Origin of the sequence: Pseudomonas sp. MWU12-2319 (assembly GCF_023242525.1) — a bacterium.
GTDB lineage: Bacteria > Pseudomonadota > Gammaproteobacteria > Pseudomonadales > Pseudomonadaceae > Aquipseudomonas > Aquipseudomonas gingeri_D.
The window spans coordinates 136118-156570 of record NZ_JALJES010000008.1; the positions used below are offsets into that span (position 1 = coordinate 136118).

Genomic DNA, 20453 nt, shown 5'->3' on the forward strand with positions numbered 1-20453 from the left:
CGGTCAGGTCGTTTTGAAAATCATACAAACCGGGCTGCCGGTTTTAATCACCTGGCCATTCGCGGTAAGGCCACCCGAATGGCGGTCAACGTCAAAAGCGATGATGTTGTCGCTCTCTTCGTTGGCAACAAAAAGACGAGCACCATCGGGGGTCAAATTCATGAAGCGTGGTTTACTCCCTTGTGATGGTATGTGTCCCTTGGCCGAAAACGCGCCACTTTCATCGAGCGCAAAGGTAGCCACGCTGTCGTGACCACGATTCGACACGTACAAATATTTGCCAGAAGGCGCCATGACAATGGCCGCTGCCCGGCTGTTTCCTGTGAAGGTGGCTGGCAATGTGGGCAGAATTTCCTTGGCGATCAACGACCCTTGATCTGCCTCGTAGACGTAACCCGTCACACTGCTATCGAGCTCATTGACGACATAGGCGTACCGGGTATCAGGCGTGAAGACGATATGACGCGGACCTGATCCCTCTCTCGTCTTAACCACGCTGACTTGCGTTGCATCAAGCCTCGCGTTGTTGTTTCGAACGCGATAAACAAAAATCCTATCGAGACCTTTATCGGGCATCACCAGGAAACGACCTGATGGATCAAACGGAATCATGTGGGGGTGAGAACTGCTTTGCTCGACCTTGTGAGGCCCAGCCTCACCCGGAAGCGGCTCGACGTGAGATAAAGCCTCCAAGCTGCCGTCATCCAGAATAGGAAACAAAGCAAAGCTGCCCGTCGCGTAGTTGGCGACTGCCAAAAATTTACTGGTGGGATCAACACTAAGGTGAACAGGATTCTTGCCCTGGGTACCGACGGTATTGAGCTTGGTTAGCTCACCAGACTTTGAATCGATAGAGAAAGCACTGACCTCACTCAGATCACCGTGAACGCAGTAAAGATGAGTCTGGGAATGATCAAATGTTAGAAATGAGGGATTAGCCAAATCATCAAGCGTTTGAACCAGCGTACAGGCTCCGGTCTCTTGGGCATACCGGTAAACAGTGATACCTGCACCGCGTGCGTTACGCTCTTTGGTTGTCCGAGATCCGACATAGGCAAATCGAGGCGTCTGAGCGGCCTTGTTATTAACCATTTTTTCTTCATCACTCGTAGAAGCTGCGCTTGCAGGAATATTGAAGTTTCCTGCCATGATCCCTCCTGCCGCAATAGCGGAGAGTTGAACGAATCGACGGCGAGGCATGAGGTGACCAGGGAAATCGGATGAACTCATGGTGTGACTCTCCTTTGTTTTTATTATTGAATTCAGATGTGCTCATGCCGAGTTTGGCTCGGCACGACACAGGCAAAATCACACCACTTCGGGGATACGTATCCAGCCTTCCATCAGTCGACGAGCACTACGGCTCATGACTGCTTTTTCAACTGTCCATGCACCATTTTCCAAGATGGTTTTTGCACCTACAGCGACGCTACCTGCGGTGTGTCCCATCCGTACCTGCCGGTCTCCGATGTCACCGACAATTTGATTGACCAACGTGCCATCCAGCGCAGCGGCGACCGCCACAGCCACAGCGCCGGTACCTGTAATCGCATGATGAAGCTTGCCCATCGAAAGAATTCGAGCGATCACATCAATGTCACCCGGCTCAACCTGTTTGCCGCCCGCAGCCTGATAGGCCTGAGGCTTGGCTACCATGCAAAGCTTCGGAGTGTGAGGACGTAAACGCGTAGCCTCCTCCGCACTATCAGCCAGCCCCATGACTACCGTGCAATGAGCGCGAATGGTCTCAAGCCGCGTAAGCAATTGCACATCGCCGTTAACTTGGTCTTGGGTTTCGGTGCCCTTCAGACCCACCTTATCTGCCTCGACAAAGATGGTCGGGTTACCAGCATTCAGCAGTGTCACTGGAAGATTGCCGACGCCTGGAATATCCAACTCGTCAATGGCATTTCCGGTCGGCAGAATGCTTCCGTCTGAACCACCGGGGTTCAGAAACTCCAGGACGACTTCGGCTGCTGGAAAAGCGACTCCATCGAGCACGAAGTCACCCTCCTCCTGAACCTCACCATTACGCATTGGAACGTGGGCGATGATCCGCTTCTGAATGTTGGCCTGCCAGATGCGAACAACTGCCGTACCTTCGTGCGGTGCGTCCACCAAGCCTTCAGAGATCGCATAAGGCCCAACCGCTGAGCTCAGATTCCCGCAGTTACCTGACCAGTCGATCACAGGGGTCTCGATCGCCGGCGCCCCGAACAGGTAATCCACGTCGCAGTCATCACGGCTCGACTTTCCGATGATCACGACCTTACTGGTACTGGAAGTGGCGCCTCCCATACCGTCAATCTGCTTGCCGTATACATCGGGACTTCCGATCACACGCAGCAAGATTGCATCGCGCTCTGTACCTGCTGCAGGCAAGTTTTCGTCAAGGAAGAATACGCCCTTGCTGGAACCACCACGCATGTAAACGGCAGGAATACGTCTTTGAGTCATTGGGTTTCTCCTACAACGGATCAGCGTCGCATCAGTTAACAGATGCGTTCTTCATGCTTTCGATAAGAAGCTGTGGCAGCAGGCCACCGCTGCGGAAGTAACGAACATCTTCAAAGGTGTCCAAACGACTCACGACTGTGACGCGCGCCTTCTCACCCGTCTCACGCTCGATGACCAACGTGATTTTTGCGCCTGGCTCGAAGTTATCGGAGATCCCCTCAACGCTAAATGTTTCACGCCCAGTCAGGCCTAGGCTCTGGCGAGAGACGCCTTCCTCGAATTGCAAAGGAAGGATGCCGAGGCCCGCAAGATTGGTGCGATGGATGCGTTCGAAACTTTCAGCCACGACTACACGAACACCTAGAAGACGGGGGCCTTTAGCAGCCCAATCGCGCGAGGAACCGCTTCCGTACTCCTTGCCGGCAACGACAATCAGCGACTGCTTACGCTTCGCATAAATCTCGGCGGCCTGGAAAATCGTGGTGACTTCCTTCTCGGGCAGAAGCAAAGTCCACGGCCCCTCACGACCATCTTCAAGCAATTCGTTTTTCAGACGAGGGCTTGCGAAGGTCGCACGCTGAGCTGCTTCATGGTTGCCGCGACGCGTGCCATAGGAGTTGAACTCTGGCACGGTGATTCCGTGCGATTGCAGGTACTGACCCGCATCGCTTTCAGGAAGAATCGCGCCAGACGGCGAGATGTGGTCGGTGGTGATGTTGTCCGACAGCATGACCAACACACGCATGTTGCTCAAGTCTTTGCGAGTGTCGGTAGCCGTTACCGCATCGCTCCAGTAGGGAGGTTTACGGATGTAGGTGCTGCTCGCTTGCCAGGCATATTGGTCGCTAACGCCCACGCGCAGATCGCTAGCTATCAAGCCCGCTTCACGCGGAACATCCTCGTACGCCTTGTCGAACAAATCGGCTGTCAGGTTATCCGCTTCGATGCGGGTCAGCTCTTCATCGCTCGGCCACAACTCATGCAGATAGACCGGTATCCCTTTGTCATCGAGACCCAAGGCATCTTTTTCTGGGTCAATCAGATATGTGCCGGCAATCGCATAGGCCACGATCAAAGGCGGCGACATGATGAAAACCTCGCGCGCCAGTGGGTGGACTCGGCCTTCAAAGTTACGATTGCCCGACGTCGCAGCCACGGTCTCTAGCTTGCGAGCACGAATTTCGTCCTCGATTTCGGTACTGAGCAGCGGGCCGGACATACCATTACAGGTGGTGCAGCCGTAGCCAACCAGGTTGAAACCTAAAGCGTCCAGATCTTCATTGAGGCCTGACCGTTCAAGATAGTCAGACACCACCCTGGAGCCAGGAGCAAACGAGGTTTTCACCCACGCGGCTCTCTTCAGTCCACGCCTAAGTGCGTTTCGCGCCACCAGGCCCGCAGCGATAACTCCACGGGGGTTGGAAGTATTAGTGCAACTGGTAATGGCCGCGAGAACTACCGAGCCATTGTCCAAGCCGGTAGGAAGATTGGTAGCAGGGGCCTTATGTCCCAACACAATGCGCTGGTGTGGCTGCTTAGGCCCTGCAATTGATCGCGCAACAGAACTGAGATCAAGTGTCACGACACGGTTGTATTCAGCATCGGCAAGACTGTCATGCCAGAGACCTTGTGCGCGTGCGTACGCTTCCGTCAGGCCCGAGATCTGACCACCACGCCCCGTCATTCGGAGATAGTGCAGCGTGCGATCATCAATAGCGAACATCGCCGCTGTCGCACCGAATTCCGGTGCCATGTTCGACAAGGTTCCACGGTCTGCCAGCGACAGCTGTGGCACGCCCGGGCCGAAGAACTCCAGGAAGGAGCCGATAACACCCGTTTTACGAAGCTGCTCAGTCAATGCCAGCGCGATATCGGTAGCGAGATAGCCCTGAGGCAAGGTGCCTTCCAGGCACACCCCAACGATTTCAGGCAAACGCAGCATCAGTGATTTACCCAGCATCGCGGCTTCGGCTTCGATACCTCCGACGCCCCAGCCCAGTACACCGATGGCATTGATCATGGTGGTGTGGCTGTCAGTGCCTACCAGAGTGTCAGGGAATGCCCACAGCTCATCGCAACAACGCTGAGTGCCCACGACAGTAGTCAGACGCTCGAGGTTGATCTGGTGAAGGATGCCTTTACCAGAAGGAATAATCGAAAGATTGCTGAATGCTTTGTTGCACCAGTCCAAAAATTGGAATCGCTCCGCATTACGCTCACGTTCGATCGCTTCGTTGTCAGCAAGAGCGCTTGCGTTACCCCAGCGCTCAACATTGAGTGAGTGATCCACCACCAGATGGGTTGGAGTGACGGGATTGACCAAGCGCGGGTTGCCGCCATTTGCTGCAACGGCGTCTCTTAATCCAGCAAGGTCTACAAGCGCTGGAGTACCGAGCAAATCCTGAAGCACAACCCGAGCCGGGCGAAACGGGATGTCGAACTCTTTTGAACGGGCACAGATCACTTTAAGTGCGGCTTCCGGATCCGACTCACCGCGCAAAACGTTCTCGGCGAGAATTCGCAAGCTGTAAGGCAGCTTAGCGTAATCACCGCCCAGGTCGGTCACGACCCCGCGAACATCACTGACACGATACTCGACGCCGTTGGCGAAAACGGTTCGACCCTTTGACTTAGGCATTGGCTAATCCTCACAGGCAGCACGGGTAACGTTTTTTGTGAGAGCAATATTGCACTTTATCATTATATAGGTCAATGTTGATTCGTCCGACTCATTTCAACCCTGACATCGGACGCCCCCAACCAACGATTTCTACCGTACACAGTCGCTCCCGAGGCGTAGCGCCCAGGTAGGTACGGTAGAAAAAATAAACATAAGAAAATCGAGGTTCATCATGATCAAACTCCCATGCTCCAGCACCGTCCTCATCCTCCTCTCTGTCGAGCCCGCCTCGACCTGAGAACCATGGTTCCAGAACAGCCAAGTGGCTGATGAGAGTGACATACGTCTAAAAAAGGGAATTCGACTGTGCTGACAATCCTTGGCTTTTCAATGGTCATCTGTTTCATGTACCTGATCATGACAAGGCGCCTATCTGCGCTTATTGCATTGATCCTGATACCTATCATTTTCGCGCTGATTGGCGGTCATTACGTGGGCCTCGGCGTCATGATGCTCGATGGTGTCAAAACCCTTGCACCAACGGGAGTGATGCTGACGTTCTCGATTCTCTACTTCGGTATCATGATTGACGCGGGACTCTTCGACGGGCTCGTGCGCTTCATCCTGAAGCTGGTGAAAGGAGATCCGCTAAAGGTTCTGGTAGGGACAGCAGTACTGACGATGCTGGTCTCCCTGGACGGTGATAGTTCAACTACCTACATGATTGCCTGCGCAGCCTTCTTGCCGCTCTATCAGAGGCTGGGAATGAGCGTGCTGGGCATGACATGCCTAGTCAACATCGCCAGCGGCATCATGAATATCTCGCCGTGGGGTGGACCTACGGCCCGCGCAGCTGCAGCGCTGCAGGTCGACGCGATGGAGATATTCCTGCCCATGATTCCCGGAATGCTGATCGGGGCCGGCTGTCTTGTATTTACCGCCGTTATCTTGGGCCGCAAAGAACGTGCACGGCTTGGCATCATCCACCTGGATGACTTTCACATCGGCTCCATGGCGCTGGGTCATGGCTCAGCAGAGGAGTGCGAAGGGAACCGTCGCCCTAAGATGTTTTGGCCGAACCTGATCCTGACTCTGGCTCTGATCGCATGCCTGATAGTAGGTGCAATGCCAATCCAGATACTCTTCATGGTCGGTTTTGCCATTGCCATCATGCTCAACTACCCAAAAATCGAGGAGCAAAAAGCACGCATTGCAGCTCACGCCTCCAACGTACTAGCGGTTACGGCTGTCATTTTCGCCGCAGGCATTTTTACTGGGATACTCTCGGGAACCGGCATGGTGGACTCCATGGCCAAGAGTCTGCTGCATGTCATCCCGCCTAGCTTCGGCCCGTTCCTGGCGGTATTTACAGCCCTTGTTAGCATGCCCTTCACGTTCTTCATGTCCAACGATGCCTTCTACTTCGGGATACTGCCAGTGATTGCGCAGACTGCCGCCCAATACGGCATCACCCCTCTGGAAATCGCTCGCGCATCGGTAGTCGGCCAGCCTGTACACTTGCTCAGCCCGCTGGTTCCCTCTCTCTATCTGCTGGTTGCGCTAGCCGGGGTAGAGCTTGGGGATCACCAACGTTTTGCACTGAAATGGGCCATCCTCGCGAGCTTCGGCCTGCTGGTCGGCGGGCTTCTGTTCGGGGCTTTTCCCTTCTACCAAGTTCGCTAACGTAAACTGTCAACGCAGCACACATCTCGGCAGGGGCAAAAAAATTGTCTCTGCCGTTGAGCTAGCCGACACGCTAAAATGGCAATTCTATGGTCAGCTCTTTCTGGTTCTCGATCCGATGCCTCTAAGCCCTCTGCAAGCACGCATTGCGCGTGACATTGTTTCTCATGTACGTCGTGAACGCTTCGATGTAGGGCATCACCTAGTCGAATCACAACTGGCGGCAACGCTTAATGTTTCACGGACTCCGGTCAAGTTTGCCATGGGGTATTTGGTCGAAAAAGGCATGCTGACATACGACCGGAACCGAGGTTTTTTTCTAGCCTGTTCCAGCGATGACCTGATTGACCTTGCCTCGGAAGTCATGGAAAGCAGCGACGATCCGCTTTACCTGAAATTTGCCGAATTGCGCCTCAGTAAACAGCTTCCCGAGCTGTTTACCGAGATCGAATTTATGCGCCAATTTGACGTCTCCAGAGCCGCCCTGAGGGCGGTTCTTTCACGTATTCAACAGGAGGGATGGGTCGAACAACGTGCGAGCCAGGGATGGCGCCTCCTGCCAATGATCGACTCAGTGGAGGCCTACGAAGAAAGCTATTCGTTCCGCGCCACCATCGAGCCCTCTGGGTTGCTTTCACCTTCGTTCCAGATTGACCGAGCGACACTCAATTCCTGCCGCCGACAGCAAGAATTCATCGCTAACGGCGGCTACCTGACCATGACACCTCAGGAGCTATTCGAGGCAAACTCACAGTTTCACGAGACGTTGGCGGCTTGCTCAGGTAATCGCTTCCTGCAGCAGACCGTTCGCCGCCTCGACCAACTACGGAGGCTTGTGGAGTACCGTCAAGCCGGCGCTCGCGCGCCTCGCAAAGGCCAAGCGGAAGAACATCTTGCGATCCTCGACTGCCTGGAACGAGGAGACCGTTTGGGTGCGGCGGATCAAATGCGCAAGCATTTGGAACAAGCCCGCCGCAACAAAGTAAACCCCACGCTGTTCGAGTAGTCCTCCCCCCCCTCTCTTGACGCCTAGCGCGACCCTATGGGTCGCGTTCGCCTCTCCCTGCCCAATCATTTCCAAGCGACGGCTTCGAGCTAGTCGTCGCCCGAGGCTGATTTTCAAAAATTACAAATTGACTTATATCATCATAAAGTTCATTTTAACCCAAAGCAAAGTGAACCTTGTCCTGCGTGTCTGCCCGACACAACTCCAGTGCCAAAGTCTCGACTGAGCAACCACCACAATCACAATAACGGTGATCACATGTCGTACCGTAGAGGCTGGATAGCCGTCTTCTTGTTTTCGTTAGCCATGATCAATTACATGGATCGCATTGCCTTATCCATTGCGGCTAAGCCTATCGCTGAAGAGTTTCACCTGACGTCCATAGGGATGGGCTACCTGTTTTCATCCTTTATCTGGAGCTATGCGTTGTTCCTGATTCCCGTCGGCCTGCTGATCGACAAATTCGGAGTCAAGCGAGTAGGTGGGATGGGCATTTTCATTTGGTCGTTGGCGACAGCACTCACCGGCGCAGCCTCAAGCTTCGCCAGCCTGCTAACCGCGCGACTGGTAATGGGGGCCGGTGAGTCGGTGAGCAATCCTGTCGGCGCCAAGGTGATTCGTGAGTGGATACCAAGCACTGAACGCGGCACGATCACTGCGATTTTTAATAGTGGGTCGTATGCTGGCCCGGCAATTTGTTCTGTTGTCCTCGCTGCCCTGGTCGCTATGTTTGGATGGCGCATGTCATTCGTCATCGCAGGCTCCATCGGATTTGCGTGGTTGGTGGCCTGGTGCTTTTTTTATGACAAACCTGAAAAAGTGAAATGGCTGTCAAACAACGAACGCGAGCACATCGTGCAAACCCGCACGTCGAGCGGAGGAAAAGACACCTCCACAACGACCTACGGGCTCAAGCGGCTGCTGAAGACCCCCACCATTTGGGGTTTGGCTATCACCCAAGGCTGCAACGTTTACACCCAGTATCTTTTCCTGACCTGGCTGCCAAGCTACCTTCAAGAAGTACGTCACCTGACTATTGCCAAGAGTGGACTCTTCACTGCTATTCCGTATGCAACAGCAGTAATACTTTGTATTGTCATCGGGAAGCTTAGTGATCAGTACCTCAAAAATGGTAGCGGCGCCGCCTCCGGTAAACGCCGGAATGTCATCGCGCTAACAATGCTTATCGCCAGTTGCATCCTACTTATTCCCTTCGCAGACGATATCGCTCTTCTGGCGTTGATCTTCTCCCTTACCCTTGCAGGCATCGCATCTACCACATCGCTGAATTTTTCGTTGCTCAATGACCTGCTTCCCAGCTCTGGAGACGTGGGTAGGGCAATGGCATTTGTGGTAGTCGGCGGGAACATTTTCGGCATGTTGGCCCCCGTGGTAACTGGCTACGTCATCAGTGCGACTGGTAGCTATAACTGGGCGTTTGGTATCGCAGGAGCGCTGTTGGTGATTGGGGCTATCGTCATCATGACCATGACCAGAAAGCCAATGATCTCTCAGCAGCAGTCTGCGGATGGGCTTGTATCCAATATGGTCTGAGCGAGGCTCGTGAGAGCGGAATGTAGAGTCGTAAATCCGGCCCGTCAGGATTTTCCGTCTGATTGCAGCAGGCTGAATGAAGCTCAGGGTGAGGGTTATCCGGACGAGGCTCGGTTCATCGTCCAGTCCCCACTCGAGTCACTATGCAGCTGGGATTTTGACAGCCTCCTGCGGCGTTGCTCATTGTGTCTGGGCGTACCGCTGAGGTTGTCAGCACCATACCCATGTAGCTTGGATCCGGGAAGCTACGATACGCTATTGCGCATTGATCCACTCCCCCAGGTCGCAACGCTTTCAGTAGCGCGACCGCCCTTGGCGTGCGCTAGGTAATCCCTTGGATTGAAATGTGTAACGTGGCTGATATTTTCGACCGGCCGCTCCTACAAAGGGTTTACATTTCCGTGTAGGGGCGAACAGTCCGGTGCTCTGGTTATCCGCGAAAAGAACGCCGCAAAATGAATCAAGCCATAGGATGAAACTCGATCGCCAACCAGATGGCATCCGAGTCAGACCAGTAGCGGTGCCACGGAAAGGTCGGTTTCCCATCGGCCTGCACATGGGTAAACGGATCATGGGTATAACCCGGCGCCATGCTGATCTGTTCGTAAAGGGTTGAGTCATCACGCTCCAGGAATTTTTGGATGCGCCCTGTCCCGTGAATCTGAGTGTGAATTTCAAGGAACGGATGCTCGTTGTGCAGGTAGCAGTCGGTATTCGCTGATGCCCACCACAAGTTGAGGCGAATGCCGTACTCACGCAGGTCAGTCACCTCCTTGCGCTGATTAGCAAAGGCAAACGGATCAAGCATGACATTGCCGATTTCGTCATACCGGGAAATGTACAGTGGCGTGGTGCGCGGAAACTTGGCAAAACGATTGCCGAACCAGTCCCACTTACCCAACACCAAGCCCCCGAGATTGACCTCACTGCGAACCCTGAAGATCGCGACGCGGCTCGCCTCGATAATCACGGCATTGAACAACCAGGTGGATTTCCAGCCTGGTACCACGCTGGGAATCGGCCCACCAATGTGCATGGGCGCGTGGTCCAGATTCACGACAACCCCGCCAGACACGACAAAGTCCTTCACATTCTCGACGAGGTAGCATTCCACGAACTCGTCGGAAAACTGCAGTTCACGTTTTTGGTTACTCGCTGACATGGCCCTCTCCTGCCTGGGAATTTTCTGACTCGACGAGTCATGCCGCCACGAAAGGCGGCACAACTCAATGAGCCGTTATCAGAAACCGCGCTTTTCGACGTAGTCGTCACGCAGGTCGCCCAGGTAAGCCGGCACGGTGATGTCCCACCAACCGGTCGGGTGCATGTTGCTCCATGGACGCTCAAGGGAGGTGATTGCCTCAATGACGTATGGACGGCCCGATGCCAGCGCACGCTCCACCGCCGCGCAGATCTGCAGTGGGTCGGTCACGCGTTCCGATGCAGCGCCCAGCGACTTGGCGAAGTCGGCAATGTGAGCTTCCCACGAGGCACCGTCCGGGGTGCGGAAATCGGTAATCATTTCCCGGTCTTCGCCGAACATGTTCAACTGCAGGTTGCGAATGGCCGCCCAACCGCCGTTGTTCATGATCAGGAAAATGGCCGGCACGCCCATCATCACCGCAGTGGCAAGTTCCTGGCCTGTCTGCAAAAAAGCACCGTCGCCGCAGATAGCCACCACTGGCTGACTCGGAGCACCCATCTTGGCGCCAATGGCCGCCGGCACCGCGAATCCGATTCCCGAGAAGCCGCCTGGGGTAATGTGCTGCTTGGGTCCGTACACCGGGAATTCGTTGAATACCTGGTTCTGCGGGTTGCTCGAGTCAGTGACCACGATGGTGTTGCGTGGCAGTACCTTGCGCGCTTCGAACAGCACCTGAGACACAGTCATCGGTGATTCATTGCAGGTACGCAACGGATGGAGGTGCTCTTCCCACTTGGCTTTGAGGGTTTGCAGCCGCTGGAACATCTGCGACTGGGAATAGTCGCGAGCAGGGGAATGCGCACGCAACTGCGCCAGTAGCGCGGCCAGGATCGGCCCCGCGTCGCCGACGATGCCCACTTCGGCCGGGTAGTTTTTGCCGATTTCAAAGCCGTCGATGTCGATCTGAATCAGCTTGGTTTTCGGGATATCGAAGGTCACGCCCGGACGGTAGGACGAGGTGATGCGGTCGCTGAAGCGGCAACCGATTGCGAGGATTACATCTGCTTCCCGGGTCATGGCGTTGCCTGGGATCGAGCCCAGGTCACCGCATGGCCAGGCATACAGAGGGTGGTCTTCGGGAATCGAGCCTTTGCCCATGAAGGAGGTCGTGACGGCCGCACCCACATGCTCGGCGATCGCGACGAGTTCGGCACTGGCATTGGCAGCGATCACGCCGCCACCAGCCATAATTACCGGACGCTCGGCCGACAACAACAGCTCGACGGCGCGGGCGATGTCGGCCGGGTCACCATGCAGGCGGCCATGGGACCGGTGGGTCTGCGGGGCAGGCAATGCCACCTCTGCGTACTCGGCTTGTAGGTCTTGCGGCAGATTGATCAGCGCCGGGCCACGACGACCTTCAAGCATCACATTGAAGGCCTGGGTCATAACACTTGGCAGTTGCTCGACATGGCTCGGTTGCCACCAACGCTTCACCACAGGCTCGGCCATGCGCGGAAAATTGTCGCCGTGGGGGCGGTCCAGCTCCTGCAGCACGCCCTTGCCCATCATGTAGGTGTGTACGCCACCACTGATCACTAGTTGCGGAATCGAGTCGGCGAATGCGGTAGCGATGCCGGTCAGGGTGTTCGTGGCGCCAGGGCCGATGGAAGCACAGACTGCGGCGATCTGCCCGCTGGCCCGATAGAAGCCGTCGGCCATGTGCGAAGCGCCTTGCTCATGCATCGCGGGGACGAGGGTGATCTCGTCCTTGCGATCGACGAATGCATCGAGCAATGCGGTGTTGCCGTGGCCCGGAATACCGAAGACATAAGGCACTTTTTCGCGGATCAGGTACTCGACCACGATCTGCCCGCCCGTCATTTTTTTTGTATCAGCCATGTCCTGCTCCGTTTGTTCTGTAATGGGAAGGTGTGTATTGCCACGCAGATCGTGGCCTTCAAGTTCGAGACAGCCCTGTCGAGTCAACCAATGTCGTCCGTGTCACCGTGTTGGCTCTTTTCACCGCGGCAATACCGAAGTCTTGCTCCAGAATATGGTCTGCCGCGCGCAGTGCCTGCGCAGCAATCGTGAGGGCCGGGTTCACGGCAGCCGAGGACGGCATGAATGAGGCGTCGATCACGAAAAGGTTGCAATGGTCGTGGCTGCGGCAGAACGTATCCAATGCGCTGGTGCGCGGATCGGTGCCGAACTTTACGGTGCCGCACTGGTGCGAAGTGGAATGCTTGAGCAGCGGCTTGGTCAGCACGATCGGATAACCGCAGGCACGCAGTAGTGCCGCGAGCTTTTTGACTAACACCCGATGCGGCGCCAGGTTGTTACGACGGATCGCCAACTGAATTTTGCCGTCCTTGAGCACCACTCGGCTCTGTGGGTCGGGTAAGTCTTCAGAAAAGGCAATCCAGTCGATGCTGTGACGAGCCATGCTCGAGCCCACCGCCTTGGGCAGGAACGGCACGTTGGCAGACAGCATTCCGCCTTGAAGCTTGCCGAGCATTTGCGCATGCCCCAGTGGAAATGGGTAATCCGACGCACCGAAGTAGAACTCGTTCATCGCCAGGGTTTTCTGAAAGGTGGTGGTGTTTTTGCCCATGGAAAGCCCCATCAACGCCGTCTGGTTATGGGCCATGTAATTGCGCCCTACCACGTCGGAACTGTTGGCCACCCCGTTCGGTGCCGCATCGCAGGCCGAACGCAACAACAACGCCGCACTATTGACTGCCCCACAGGCAACAACGATCAGTTTCGCGGTGAGGATTTCGGTCTTACCGGCACTCTCCACCTCCACCCCGCTGACCGTTTTGCCGTCAACCGAGAGGATCAAGCGTTTGACCAGAGTCTGGGTGCGCAATGTGACGCACCCGGTGGCCAAAGCAGGCTTCACTAGTGCGGTTTCGGCCTCCATCTTCGCGCTGACCTTGCACGGGAAACCATCGCAGGTTTTGCAGAGGATGCAGCGGCCCTTGCTGGAGTAATTGACGGCCAGAGGCAAAGCAGAAGTGCGCGCGCCCAGTCGGCTCATCATCGTCCCCATCTGCGCAACGATCGGCTCGCTGGCCACTCTCGGGAATGGATACGCATTGCTGCGCCAAGGGGCCGAGGGGTCATCGGTGTCGTCGCCGTGCACCTCAAAGATCGCTTCGGCTTCGGCGTAATAGGGCTCAAGTTGCGCATAGGAAATCGGCCAGGCTGGAGAAACCCCGGCTTCGTGGTGCAATTCCTCGAAATCACGTTCACGGAGGCGGATCATCGAAGCGCCGTAGAACTTGGTACAGCCGCCCACGTTGTAGTAGATGCTGGGGCGAAACGCTGTGCCGTTCGCATCCAGCCAAGAGTCATGTGCGGTGTATTTTTTGTCGAAGAACACTGAAGCGACGCTCCAGTTCTGGTCTTCCTGAGGCACCCAGTCACCGCGCTCGAGCATGAGCACGTTCACGCCGCTCTCAGCGAGACGACGGGCCGTGGCCCCACCGCCTACTCCGCTGCCGATGACAATGACTTCGGGTAATTGCTTCATCTACGCATTCGCCTCTTTATCGCCTTAAACCAGGCTGGGGTCTTAAGTGCAACGTGTGGGCACCCGACGCAGCCGCCGGGTGCCATTAAAGTATTTGCCTTTGGCCGCTTTCACTCAATTTCGCAATCCAGACAAAGCCGACGCACACTGACGCACTGCATGACATTAAGGGCGCAGGCGCACCGATCAGACTTGCGGGAAAGGCACCCAGCCACGCCTGCGATTGGACTCCACACACGCCTGCGACAACGCCACACCCCGTGCGCCCTCCTGAATATCGGGAATCGGCACAACGGTTGCGCTGCGCCAGGCAGACCCTGCCTCCAGCGCCTGGGCGAAATCGGCGTAAAGCACCGCCAGCGCTTCCAGATAGCCCTCCGAGTTGCCGGCGGGCAGGCTGGTGAACGCCAGCGTCTGGGCACAATTGTCGGACTGCCCACGCCGATAGATCCGCTCCGCTTCGCCTGTGGGCGTGAAGCGCAGGGTCTCGGGCGCCTCCTGGCACCATTCGATCGAGGCTTTGCTGCCGATAACCTTGAATCGCAGGCCATTTCGGTGGCCGGGCGCCGCCAGGCTTGCCCACAACAAACCATCCACGCCGCCTTCGAACTCCAGTTGCACCACGTTGGTATCGTCCATTGCCCAACCCGGTACGGTACTGGTCAGCTTGGCGTTAACCCCGGTGCAACGTCGCCCCGAAAGGAACTCAAGCATGTTGAAGGCATGGGTACCCACATCGCCCAGCGCAGCAGTAGGGCCCGCCTTGGCCGGCTCGCCGCGCCAGGCCAGGCTTTTGCCGAGGTGCTCGACACCTGGCGCTAGCCACTCCAGCAGATACTCGACATACAGGAAGCGGATCTCGCCCAGCTCCCCGCCCTGGATACGGCTGCGCGCGTCCCGAACCATGGGATAACCCAGGTAGGTGTAGGTCATGGCCAGGAAGGTATCGCGCTGCCGGGCGATCCTCAGCAGTTCAAGCGCCTCGTCCAGGCTGTTGACCAGGGGTTTGTCACAGATGACCGGTATGCCCGCCTCAAGGAACAGGCGGCACGGCTCAAAGTGCAAAAAGTTGGGCGTGACAATGACCACCGCTTCAATGGGGTCAGGACGCGCTTTCTCGCCGAGCGCCATGAGTTCAAACGTCGAGTAGATCCGGGTAGCATCCACACCCAGCGCCTCGCCCGCTTCACGCCCTGTGGCCGGATCAGAAGAGAATGCGCCGGCGACGATTTCGAAACGATCGCACAGGCGCATGGCCGCTCGGTGGTAACTGGCGAAAAAAGCGCCTTTGCCACCACCGACCATGCCGACCTTGAGTTTTCTTTTTGCAGGAATATCGCCCGTCAAAATTGCCATGTTGAAACACCTCGTGAGAAAGGCCGATATCGGCCCTTGATTGTTATTGCAGGGCCGCCTTACTGCTCACGTCTCACCTGCCCAGACGGAATCAAAGAACGCCCGACACTTTTTCAGGTTCTGCAGCGGGTCCGCGTGCCATACCTCTTCACTAAACACTTCGACATCAAAGAACCCGCGGTATCCGCTTTGATGCAGCTTGGTCAATATGGACTTGAGCGGTAGCACACCCTCCCCCGGCAACAGGCGATCATCGTGGTAGCGCGTTGGCTCTCGCCAGTCCGAAAAATGCACCAAGGCGATTCGTGAAGCCGTTTCTTCGATACGCCTGTCCAGTTCCGGCTCATGGCACAGATGCCAGACATCGAACAGAATGCCGACCGAAGTGCTGTCGACAGCCGTCACGATCCTCTCTGCATCGACCAGTGTGTTGAGATAATCCAGATAGGGTTCATGCACGGGCTCCAGCGCCAGGGTCACACCCCGTTGCCGCGCTTCTTCGCCCAGGCGTACCAGCACGTCGATGGTTGCCTCGTCCTGCTGCTCGCGGGTACGACCTTCGTGATTGCCCGGAACCACGCCCATCACGCCCACGCCAAGAGTCGCGCAATCATCCAGCGCGCCACGCAACAGGTCGAAAACCTGTCGGTTCTGCTGCGTCCCCGCCGTCAGCATGCACGGCAGGCCGACCATGCTCACCGCCGCAAGCGGTGTATCCCTCAGCACCTTTGCGCCCTGGACTGCCCCACAGGCCTTTATCTTGTCCCACCACAGGCTGATCCCGTTCATGCCGGCTTCGGAACAGACTCGAACGTCCTCCTCGAAGGACAAGTAACGGGTAGTGATCCCGCAAACGGAAAGTGCTCGTGCAGGCGAACCCTTCACCGCCTTGATGATATGAGGCATGTGCTTGTCGACCCTGTTGTGCTGTTATTTCGCAGGTATCGACCACCCTGCACGCTTCGCCAGGCCAGCATTTTTTTCGGGCCTCCTTCAAACTTGCAGTCGCCCGCGACACCCAAAAGAGCCACTGCCCTGAGCAGGGACAGTGGCTCGGTTGCAAGCCTGCGATTACTTCATCGTGGGCATCGAAAACTCGGCACCTTCGCGAATATTGGCCGAAGGCCAGCGCTGAGTGATGGTCTTGCGGCGGGTGTAAAAGCGCACGCCATCGGGGCCATAGGCATGCAAGTCGCCAAACAGCGAGCGCTTCCAGCCACCGAAGCTGTGAGAAGCCACCGGCACGGGCAATGGCACGTTGATCCCGACCATTCCCACCTGGATATGATCACTGAAATATCGCGCAGCCTCGCCATCACGGGTGTAGATGCAAGTACCGTTGCCGTATTCGTGGTCATTGATCAACTTCATGGCTTCGCCCATGGTGGCAACACGAATGACTTGCAGCACCGGGCCAAAGATTTCGGCTTGATAACTCTCCATCTCGGGAGTGACCCTGTCGATCAACGTGGCCCCCACGAAGAAGCCGTTCTCATAGCCCGCAACCCTGGCATCACGGCCGTCCACGACCAAGCGCGCGCCCTGGCGTTCGGCGCTGGTGATGTAACCGACGACCTTGTCCTTGTGCTGGCGAGTGATCAAGGGGCCGAAATCATTGCTACGCTCGCTGTGCACGCCGAACGTGAGACCGCTGATCGCCACCTGCAATTTTTCGACCAGCGCGTCGGCCACCGCATCACCCACTGCAACTGCGACGGACAATGCCATGCAGCGTTCGCCGGAGGAGCCGAATGCTGCTCCCAACAGCGAATTCACCGCGTTGTCCAGATCGGCATCGGGCAACACGATCGCGTGGTTCTTGGCACCACCCAACGCCTGACAGCGCTTGCCGTTGGCTGTGGCGGTGCGGTAGATGTACTCGGCAATCGGTGTCGAGCCGACAAAACTGACTGCCTGAATCCGTGGGTCATGCAGCAGTGTATCGACTGCTTCCTTGTCGCCATTGACCACGTTCAGGACGCCGGCTGGCAACCCCGCCTCGTACAGCAGCTCGGCGATGAACAGAGTCGCGCTTGGATCACGCTCGGAAGGTTTGAGGACGAAGCAGTTCCCGCAGACCAGCGCCATGGGGATCATCCACATCGGCACCATCACAGGGAAGTTGAACGGCGTGATACCGGCCACCACACCAAGTGGCTGAAATTCGCTCCACGAATCGATATTGGGGCCCACGTTACGGCTGTGCTCGCCCTTGAGCAATTCAGGGGCACCACAGGCGTACTCGACGTTTTCAATGCCGCGTTGCAGTTCACCCGCCGCGTCATGACAGATCTTGCCGTGCTCTTCACCGATGAGTTGGCAGATGCGCTCGGCGTTTTGCTCCAGCAGTTCCTTGAAGCGGAACATGATGCGGGCACGTTTGGCCGGCGGGGTATCGCGCCAGTCCGGGAACGCGTCCTGTGCAGCGGTGATGGCGGCCTCGACCGTGGCCTTGTCGGCCAAGCTAACGCGCTTTTCAGCCTGGCCGGTCGCCGGGTTGAACACCTCCTGGGAACGGCCCGGAAGGTTCACGTACTCACCGTTGATCAAGTGTCCGATGGTGGTGCTCATATCTACTCTCCAAAAATCGTGGGGCCCTGCTGTAGGGCTGAAATACCGGTAAGGGGCGGGTGAACGACAGGGGTTATTGCCAGAGCGAGGTGTACAGTTCGATCACTTCATCTGCGCTCGGCACGCGCGGGTTGTTACCCGGCGAGCCCGAAGCCAGTGCCTGTTGCGCCATGACCGCCATGGATTGCTCGAAGCGTTCACGGTCAACGCCGAACTGACGCAACGTGGGTACGGCCAGCTCGTCATTCACGGTCTCAAGAAAAGCGATCAGCTTTTCATTGGCCAGCGCATCGCTGTCCGCTGCATTGGCAGAACCGATAGCACGAGCACAGTCGGCGTAACGCTCGACGGCGGCCGGAATCGACCAGGCCGTCACGGCTGGCAGCAGCATGGCGTTGGACAAACCATGGGGAACATGGAAGAACGCACCGATGGGCCGGCTCATGCCATGCACCAGCGCCACCGATGCATTGGAAAAGGCGATACCCGCCAGCGTGGCGCCGATCATCATGGCTTCGCGAGCAACCTGGTCCTGACCATCACGGTAGACACGGCGCAGGTTCGGCCCAATCAGTTTCATGGCCGCCAACGCCTGAGTGTCGCTGTATGGGTTGGCCTTGCGGCTGACATAGGCTTCGATGGCATGAGTGAGCGCATCGATGCCGGTATCCGCAGTCGTGCGCGCAGGCAGGCTGAGGGTCAGCTTGAAGTCGATCAGTGCCGCCACCGGCATAAAGCCAATCCCGGCGCACAGGAGTTTTTCATCGTTGGTTTCATCGGTAATGATCGTGAAACGCGTCACCTCCGAACCGGTACCGGCCGTGGTGGGTATGGCAATGATCGGAAGTCCGGCTTCATTGACCTGGCGCGGAAAGCGGTAATCACGAATGTTCCCACCGTGCTTGCCGAGGATGGCAATGGCCTTGGCGCTATCGATGGGGCTGCCGCCGCCCAGGGCGACTATCGAATCGAAGCTGCCGTCGCGCACACGCGCCACCCCGGCCTGAATCGACTGAGCCGTCGGCTCCGGCACGGTGTCGTCGAACACTTCACAGACAATATTGCGCTCGGCCAGCACCGCGACCAGTCGCTCAGCCTGCCCCAATTTGACCATGACCTTATCCGTGACGATCAACGGGCGGCTGCATCCCAGCGTCGCCAGTACGTCGGGCAGTTTTCGGCTGGCGTCGGCGCCGATTTCCATGATGCGGGGAAGAATGGCTTGTACAGACATCAGAGCACCTCAAGAGCGTTAAGGCTGATTATTTTTATATAACGAGACAAAATGTATCGTTATATAAAAATAAAGTCGACTGAAAGCACAAAAAAAAGCCACCGGCTGTCGACCGATGGCTTGGAGTGAGGCGTGACGCGGGGTTATGTCTCTAACGGAGGCTCCTCTACCAGCTCACCTAACCTGGACGCCGCGCGTCTGAGCTGCGGCTCGAGAGCCAGTAGTTCTTCAAGACTTTTGCGTATGGTCGGGGCATGGGTGTACAGACAGGCGAAGAGTCGTCCGCTGCGGTCCTTGATCGGCACGGAACAGGCCACCATACCGTCGACGAACTCTTCATTGTCGACCGCCAGTTCGCTCTTGCGGATGACCTTGAGCGCGGCCTCCAAATCTTCGGGCTGGGTGATGGTGTTGCGGGCCATGCGCTTGAGCGACAGGCTTTCGATGATCTGCTTTCGGCGGCTCTCGGAGAAGGTGCTCAAGTAAAGCTTGCCACTCGCGGTGCACCACATCGGTACATGGGCGCCCACCGGCAAGTGCAGTTGCAGGGGCCAACTGCTCTGGACCCGATCGTGGTAGACCATGTCGATACCGTCGGGCATGGCGATGCCGCAGGTCTCATCCAGCTCCTCGGCCAACTGCCTGAGAATGGCCTGGCGCTGGGCCTTGTAGCGGCTGGCATAGATCACGCCCATGGCGATGTGATGCAAGCGCTCGCTCGGCACAATTGCCCCGCGCAGATTGGTTTGCAGGAAACCTTCGGCCTGGATCTGTTGAAGCAGCCGATGGAGGCTGGGCTTGGGAATATCCAGCATGAACGCCAGATCCGCTGGCGAAGGGGCACTGCTGGCCTGAGCGACCGCTTCGATGATTTCCATCACGCGCGTGATGGAGGAGCCTTTGTTCCGCGAACCGGCACTGTCTTTCATGGGGATGCCTGAATACTGAAGTCGCGCTGATTCTTGCGCAGTGGCGCCAGGATGTCTAACCCGAAGGGTGTTACGGCAACCACCCGGCCCTCACCCACCTGGGTGCGCCGGTAACGGATGCCCGTTGATACGCCTGCTTTTTCTATTCCGTTGCCTGCAAAGAGGGCTATGGTGCGTCATGTCGCGTCACTACTGGGCATCGCCACAACGCCCCTTAGGGTTTTCACCGGCCTTGCGGGCAGCACTGATGGCATGGCATGTGCTGTGAAATCGAATACCGTGTGCCTCACCCGCTGCAAAGGCGCTCACCGGCCATCATCGGTGGCCGCTTGATCGTCGCCTTGATCCTGCCCACGGGGTT

The 20453-nt window shown here is 57.0% G+C and carries 14 protein-coding genes; 3 read left to right on the forward strand and 11 right to left on the reverse strand.

The window, feature by feature from the left end:
* Nucleotides 1-3: 3 nt before the first annotated feature.
* The 3 genes from M5C01_RS15375 to M5C01_RS15385 form a co-directional block, all read right to left on the reverse strand.
* On the reverse strand, nucleotides 4-1230 hold the full coding sequence (locus tag M5C01_RS15375; protein ID WP_248764343.1) for a lactonase family protein: 1227 nt from the start codon (nucleotides 1228-1230) through the stop codon (nucleotides 4-6).
* 78 nt (nucleotides 1231-1308) lie between these two features.
* Nucleotides 1309-2457, reverse strand: coding sequence for a 2-methylaconitate cis-trans isomerase PrpF (gene prpF, locus M5C01_RS15380; RefSeq protein WP_152739495.1), 1149 nt, complete (start codon nucleotides 2455-2457; stop codon nucleotides 1309-1311).
* Nucleotides 2458-2488: 31 nt separating this feature from the next.
* Nucleotides 2489-5095, reverse strand: a complete 2607-nt coding sequence (locus M5C01_RS15385; RefSeq protein WP_152739496.1) for an aconitate hydratase — start codon at nucleotides 5093-5095, stop codon at nucleotides 2489-2491.
* A 348-nt stretch (nucleotides 5096-5443) separates the two neighbouring features.
* On the opposite strand from M5C01_RS15385, the gene M5C01_RS15390 reads away from it, so the two are divergent.
* The 3 genes from M5C01_RS15390 (at nucleotide 5444) to M5C01_RS15400 (ending at nucleotide 9320) form a co-directional block, all read left to right on the forward strand.
* Entirely contained in the window at nucleotides 5444-6760 is a 1317-nt protein-coding gene (locus tag M5C01_RS15390) for a CitMHS family transporter (RefSeq protein WP_178129844.1), read from the forward strand.
* Nucleotides 6761-6878: 118 nt separating this feature from the next.
* Nucleotides 6879-7766 carry a GntR family transcriptional regulator gene (locus M5C01_RS15395; RefSeq protein ID WP_152739497.1) on the forward strand — a complete coding sequence of 296 codons (888 nt, stop codon included), beginning with the start codon at nucleotides 6879-6881 and terminating at the stop codon, nucleotides 7764-7766.
* A 258-nt stretch (nucleotides 7767-8024) separates the two neighbouring features.
* Entirely contained in the window at nucleotides 8025-9320 is a 1296-nt protein-coding gene (locus M5C01_RS15400; RefSeq protein WP_152739498.1) for an MFS transporter, read from the forward strand.
* Between the two features lie 460 nt (nucleotides 9321-9780).
* Here the strand turns inward: M5C01_RS15400 and M5C01_RS15405 are convergent, their stop codons facing one another.
* The 8 genes from M5C01_RS15405 to M5C01_RS15440 form a co-directional block, all read right to left on the reverse strand.
* On the reverse strand, nucleotides 9781-10482 hold the full coding sequence (locus M5C01_RS15405) for a hypothetical protein (RefSeq protein ID WP_152739499.1): 702 nt from the start codon (nucleotides 10480-10482) through the stop codon (nucleotides 9781-9783).
* A 78-nt stretch (nucleotides 10483-10560) separates the two neighbouring features.
* On the reverse strand, nucleotides 10561-12366 hold the full coding sequence (locus M5C01_RS15410; RefSeq protein WP_248764344.1) for a thiamine pyrophosphate-binding protein: 1806 nt from the start codon (nucleotides 12364-12366) through the stop codon (nucleotides 10561-10563).
* Between the two features lie 58 nt (nucleotides 12367-12424).
* Nucleotides 12425-14002 (reverse strand): GMC family oxidoreductase, encoded by a 1578-nt coding sequence (locus M5C01_RS15415; protein ID WP_152739500.1) that lies wholly within the window; start codon nucleotides 14000-14002, stop codon nucleotides 12425-12427.
* A 186-nt stretch (nucleotides 14003-14188) separates the two neighbouring features.
* Nucleotides 14189-15358 (reverse strand): Gfo/Idh/MocA family oxidoreductase, encoded by a 1170-nt coding sequence (locus M5C01_RS15420; RefSeq protein WP_152739501.1) that lies wholly within the window; start codon nucleotides 15356-15358, stop codon nucleotides 14189-14191.
* Nucleotides 15359-15424: 66 nt separating this feature from the next.
* Nucleotides 15425-16264: a sugar phosphate isomerase/epimerase family protein gene (locus tag M5C01_RS15425; protein ID WP_152739502.1), complete on the reverse strand. Its 840-nt coding sequence runs from the start codon at nucleotides 16262-16264 to the stop codon at nucleotides 15425-15427.
* Nucleotides 16265-16429: 165 nt separating this feature from the next.
* The gene (locus tag M5C01_RS15430) at nucleotides 16430-17929 is read right to left on the reverse strand and encodes a CoA-acylating methylmalonate-semialdehyde dehydrogenase (protein ID WP_152739503.1); all 1500 of its coding nucleotides are present in this window, start codon (nucleotides 17927-17929) and stop codon (nucleotides 16430-16432) included.
* A gap of 73 nt (nucleotides 17930-18002) precedes the next feature.
* A complete protein-coding gene (locus M5C01_RS15435; RefSeq protein WP_152739504.1) occupies nucleotides 18003-19163 on the reverse strand; it encodes an iron-containing alcohol dehydrogenase in 1161 nt (386 codons plus the stop codon).
* 143 nt (nucleotides 19164-19306) lie between these two features.
* Nucleotides 19307-20092 (reverse strand): IclR family transcriptional regulator, encoded by a 786-nt coding sequence (locus tag M5C01_RS15440; protein WP_152739505.1) that lies wholly within the window; start codon nucleotides 20090-20092, stop codon nucleotides 19307-19309.
* Nucleotides 20093-20453: the final 361 nt, after the last annotated feature.

Bases quoted from the DNA above. Each gene is read 5' to 3' on its own strand.
- M5C01_RS15375 (WP_248764343.1), bottom strand. From the start codon at position 1,230: ATGAGTTCATCCGATTTCCCTGGTCACCTCATGCCTCGCCGTCGATTC.
- prpF (WP_152739495.1), bottom strand. From the start codon at position 2,457: ATGACTCAAAGACGTATTCCTGCCGTTTACATGCGTGGTGGTTCCAGC.
- M5C01_RS15385 (WP_152739496.1), bottom strand. From the start codon at position 5,095: ATGCCTAAGTCAAAGGGTCGAACCGTTTTCGCCAACGGCGTCGAGTAT.
- M5C01_RS15395 (WP_152739497.1), top strand. From the start codon at position 6,879: ATGCCTCTAAGCCCTCTGCAAGCACGCATTGCGCGTGACATTGTTTCT.
- M5C01_RS15400 (WP_152739498.1), top strand. From the start codon at position 8,025: ATGTCGTACCGTAGAGGCTGGATAGCCGTCTTCTTGTTTTCGTTAGCC.
- M5C01_RS15405 (WP_152739499.1), bottom strand. From the start codon at position 10,482: ATGTCAGCGAGTAACCAAAAACGTGAACTGCAGTTTTCCGACGAGTTC.
- M5C01_RS15410 (WP_248764344.1), bottom strand. From the start codon at position 12,366: ATGGCTGATACAAAAAAAATGACGGGCGGGCAGATCGTGGTCGAGTAC.
- M5C01_RS15415 (WP_152739500.1), bottom strand. From the start codon at position 14,002: ATGAAGCAATTACCCGAAGTCATTGTCATCGGCAGCGGAGTAGGCGGT.
- M5C01_RS15420 (WP_152739501.1), bottom strand. From the start codon at position 15,358: ATGGCAATTTTGACGGGCGATATTCCTGCAAAAAGAAAACTCAAGGTC.
- M5C01_RS15425 (WP_152739502.1), bottom strand. From the start codon at position 16,264: ATGCCTCATATCATCAAGGCGGTGAAGGGTTCGCCTGCACGAGCACTT.
- M5C01_RS15430 (WP_152739503.1), bottom strand. From the start codon at position 17,929: ATGAGCACCACCATCGGACACTTGATCAACGGTGAGTACGTGAACCTT.
- M5C01_RS15435 (WP_152739504.1), bottom strand. From the start codon at position 19,163: ATGTCTGTACAAGCCATTCTTCCCCGCATCATGGAAATCGGCGCCGAC.
- M5C01_RS15440 (WP_152739505.1), bottom strand. From the start codon at position 20,092: ATGAAAGACAGTGCCGGTTCGCGGAACAAAGGCTCCTCCATCACGCGC.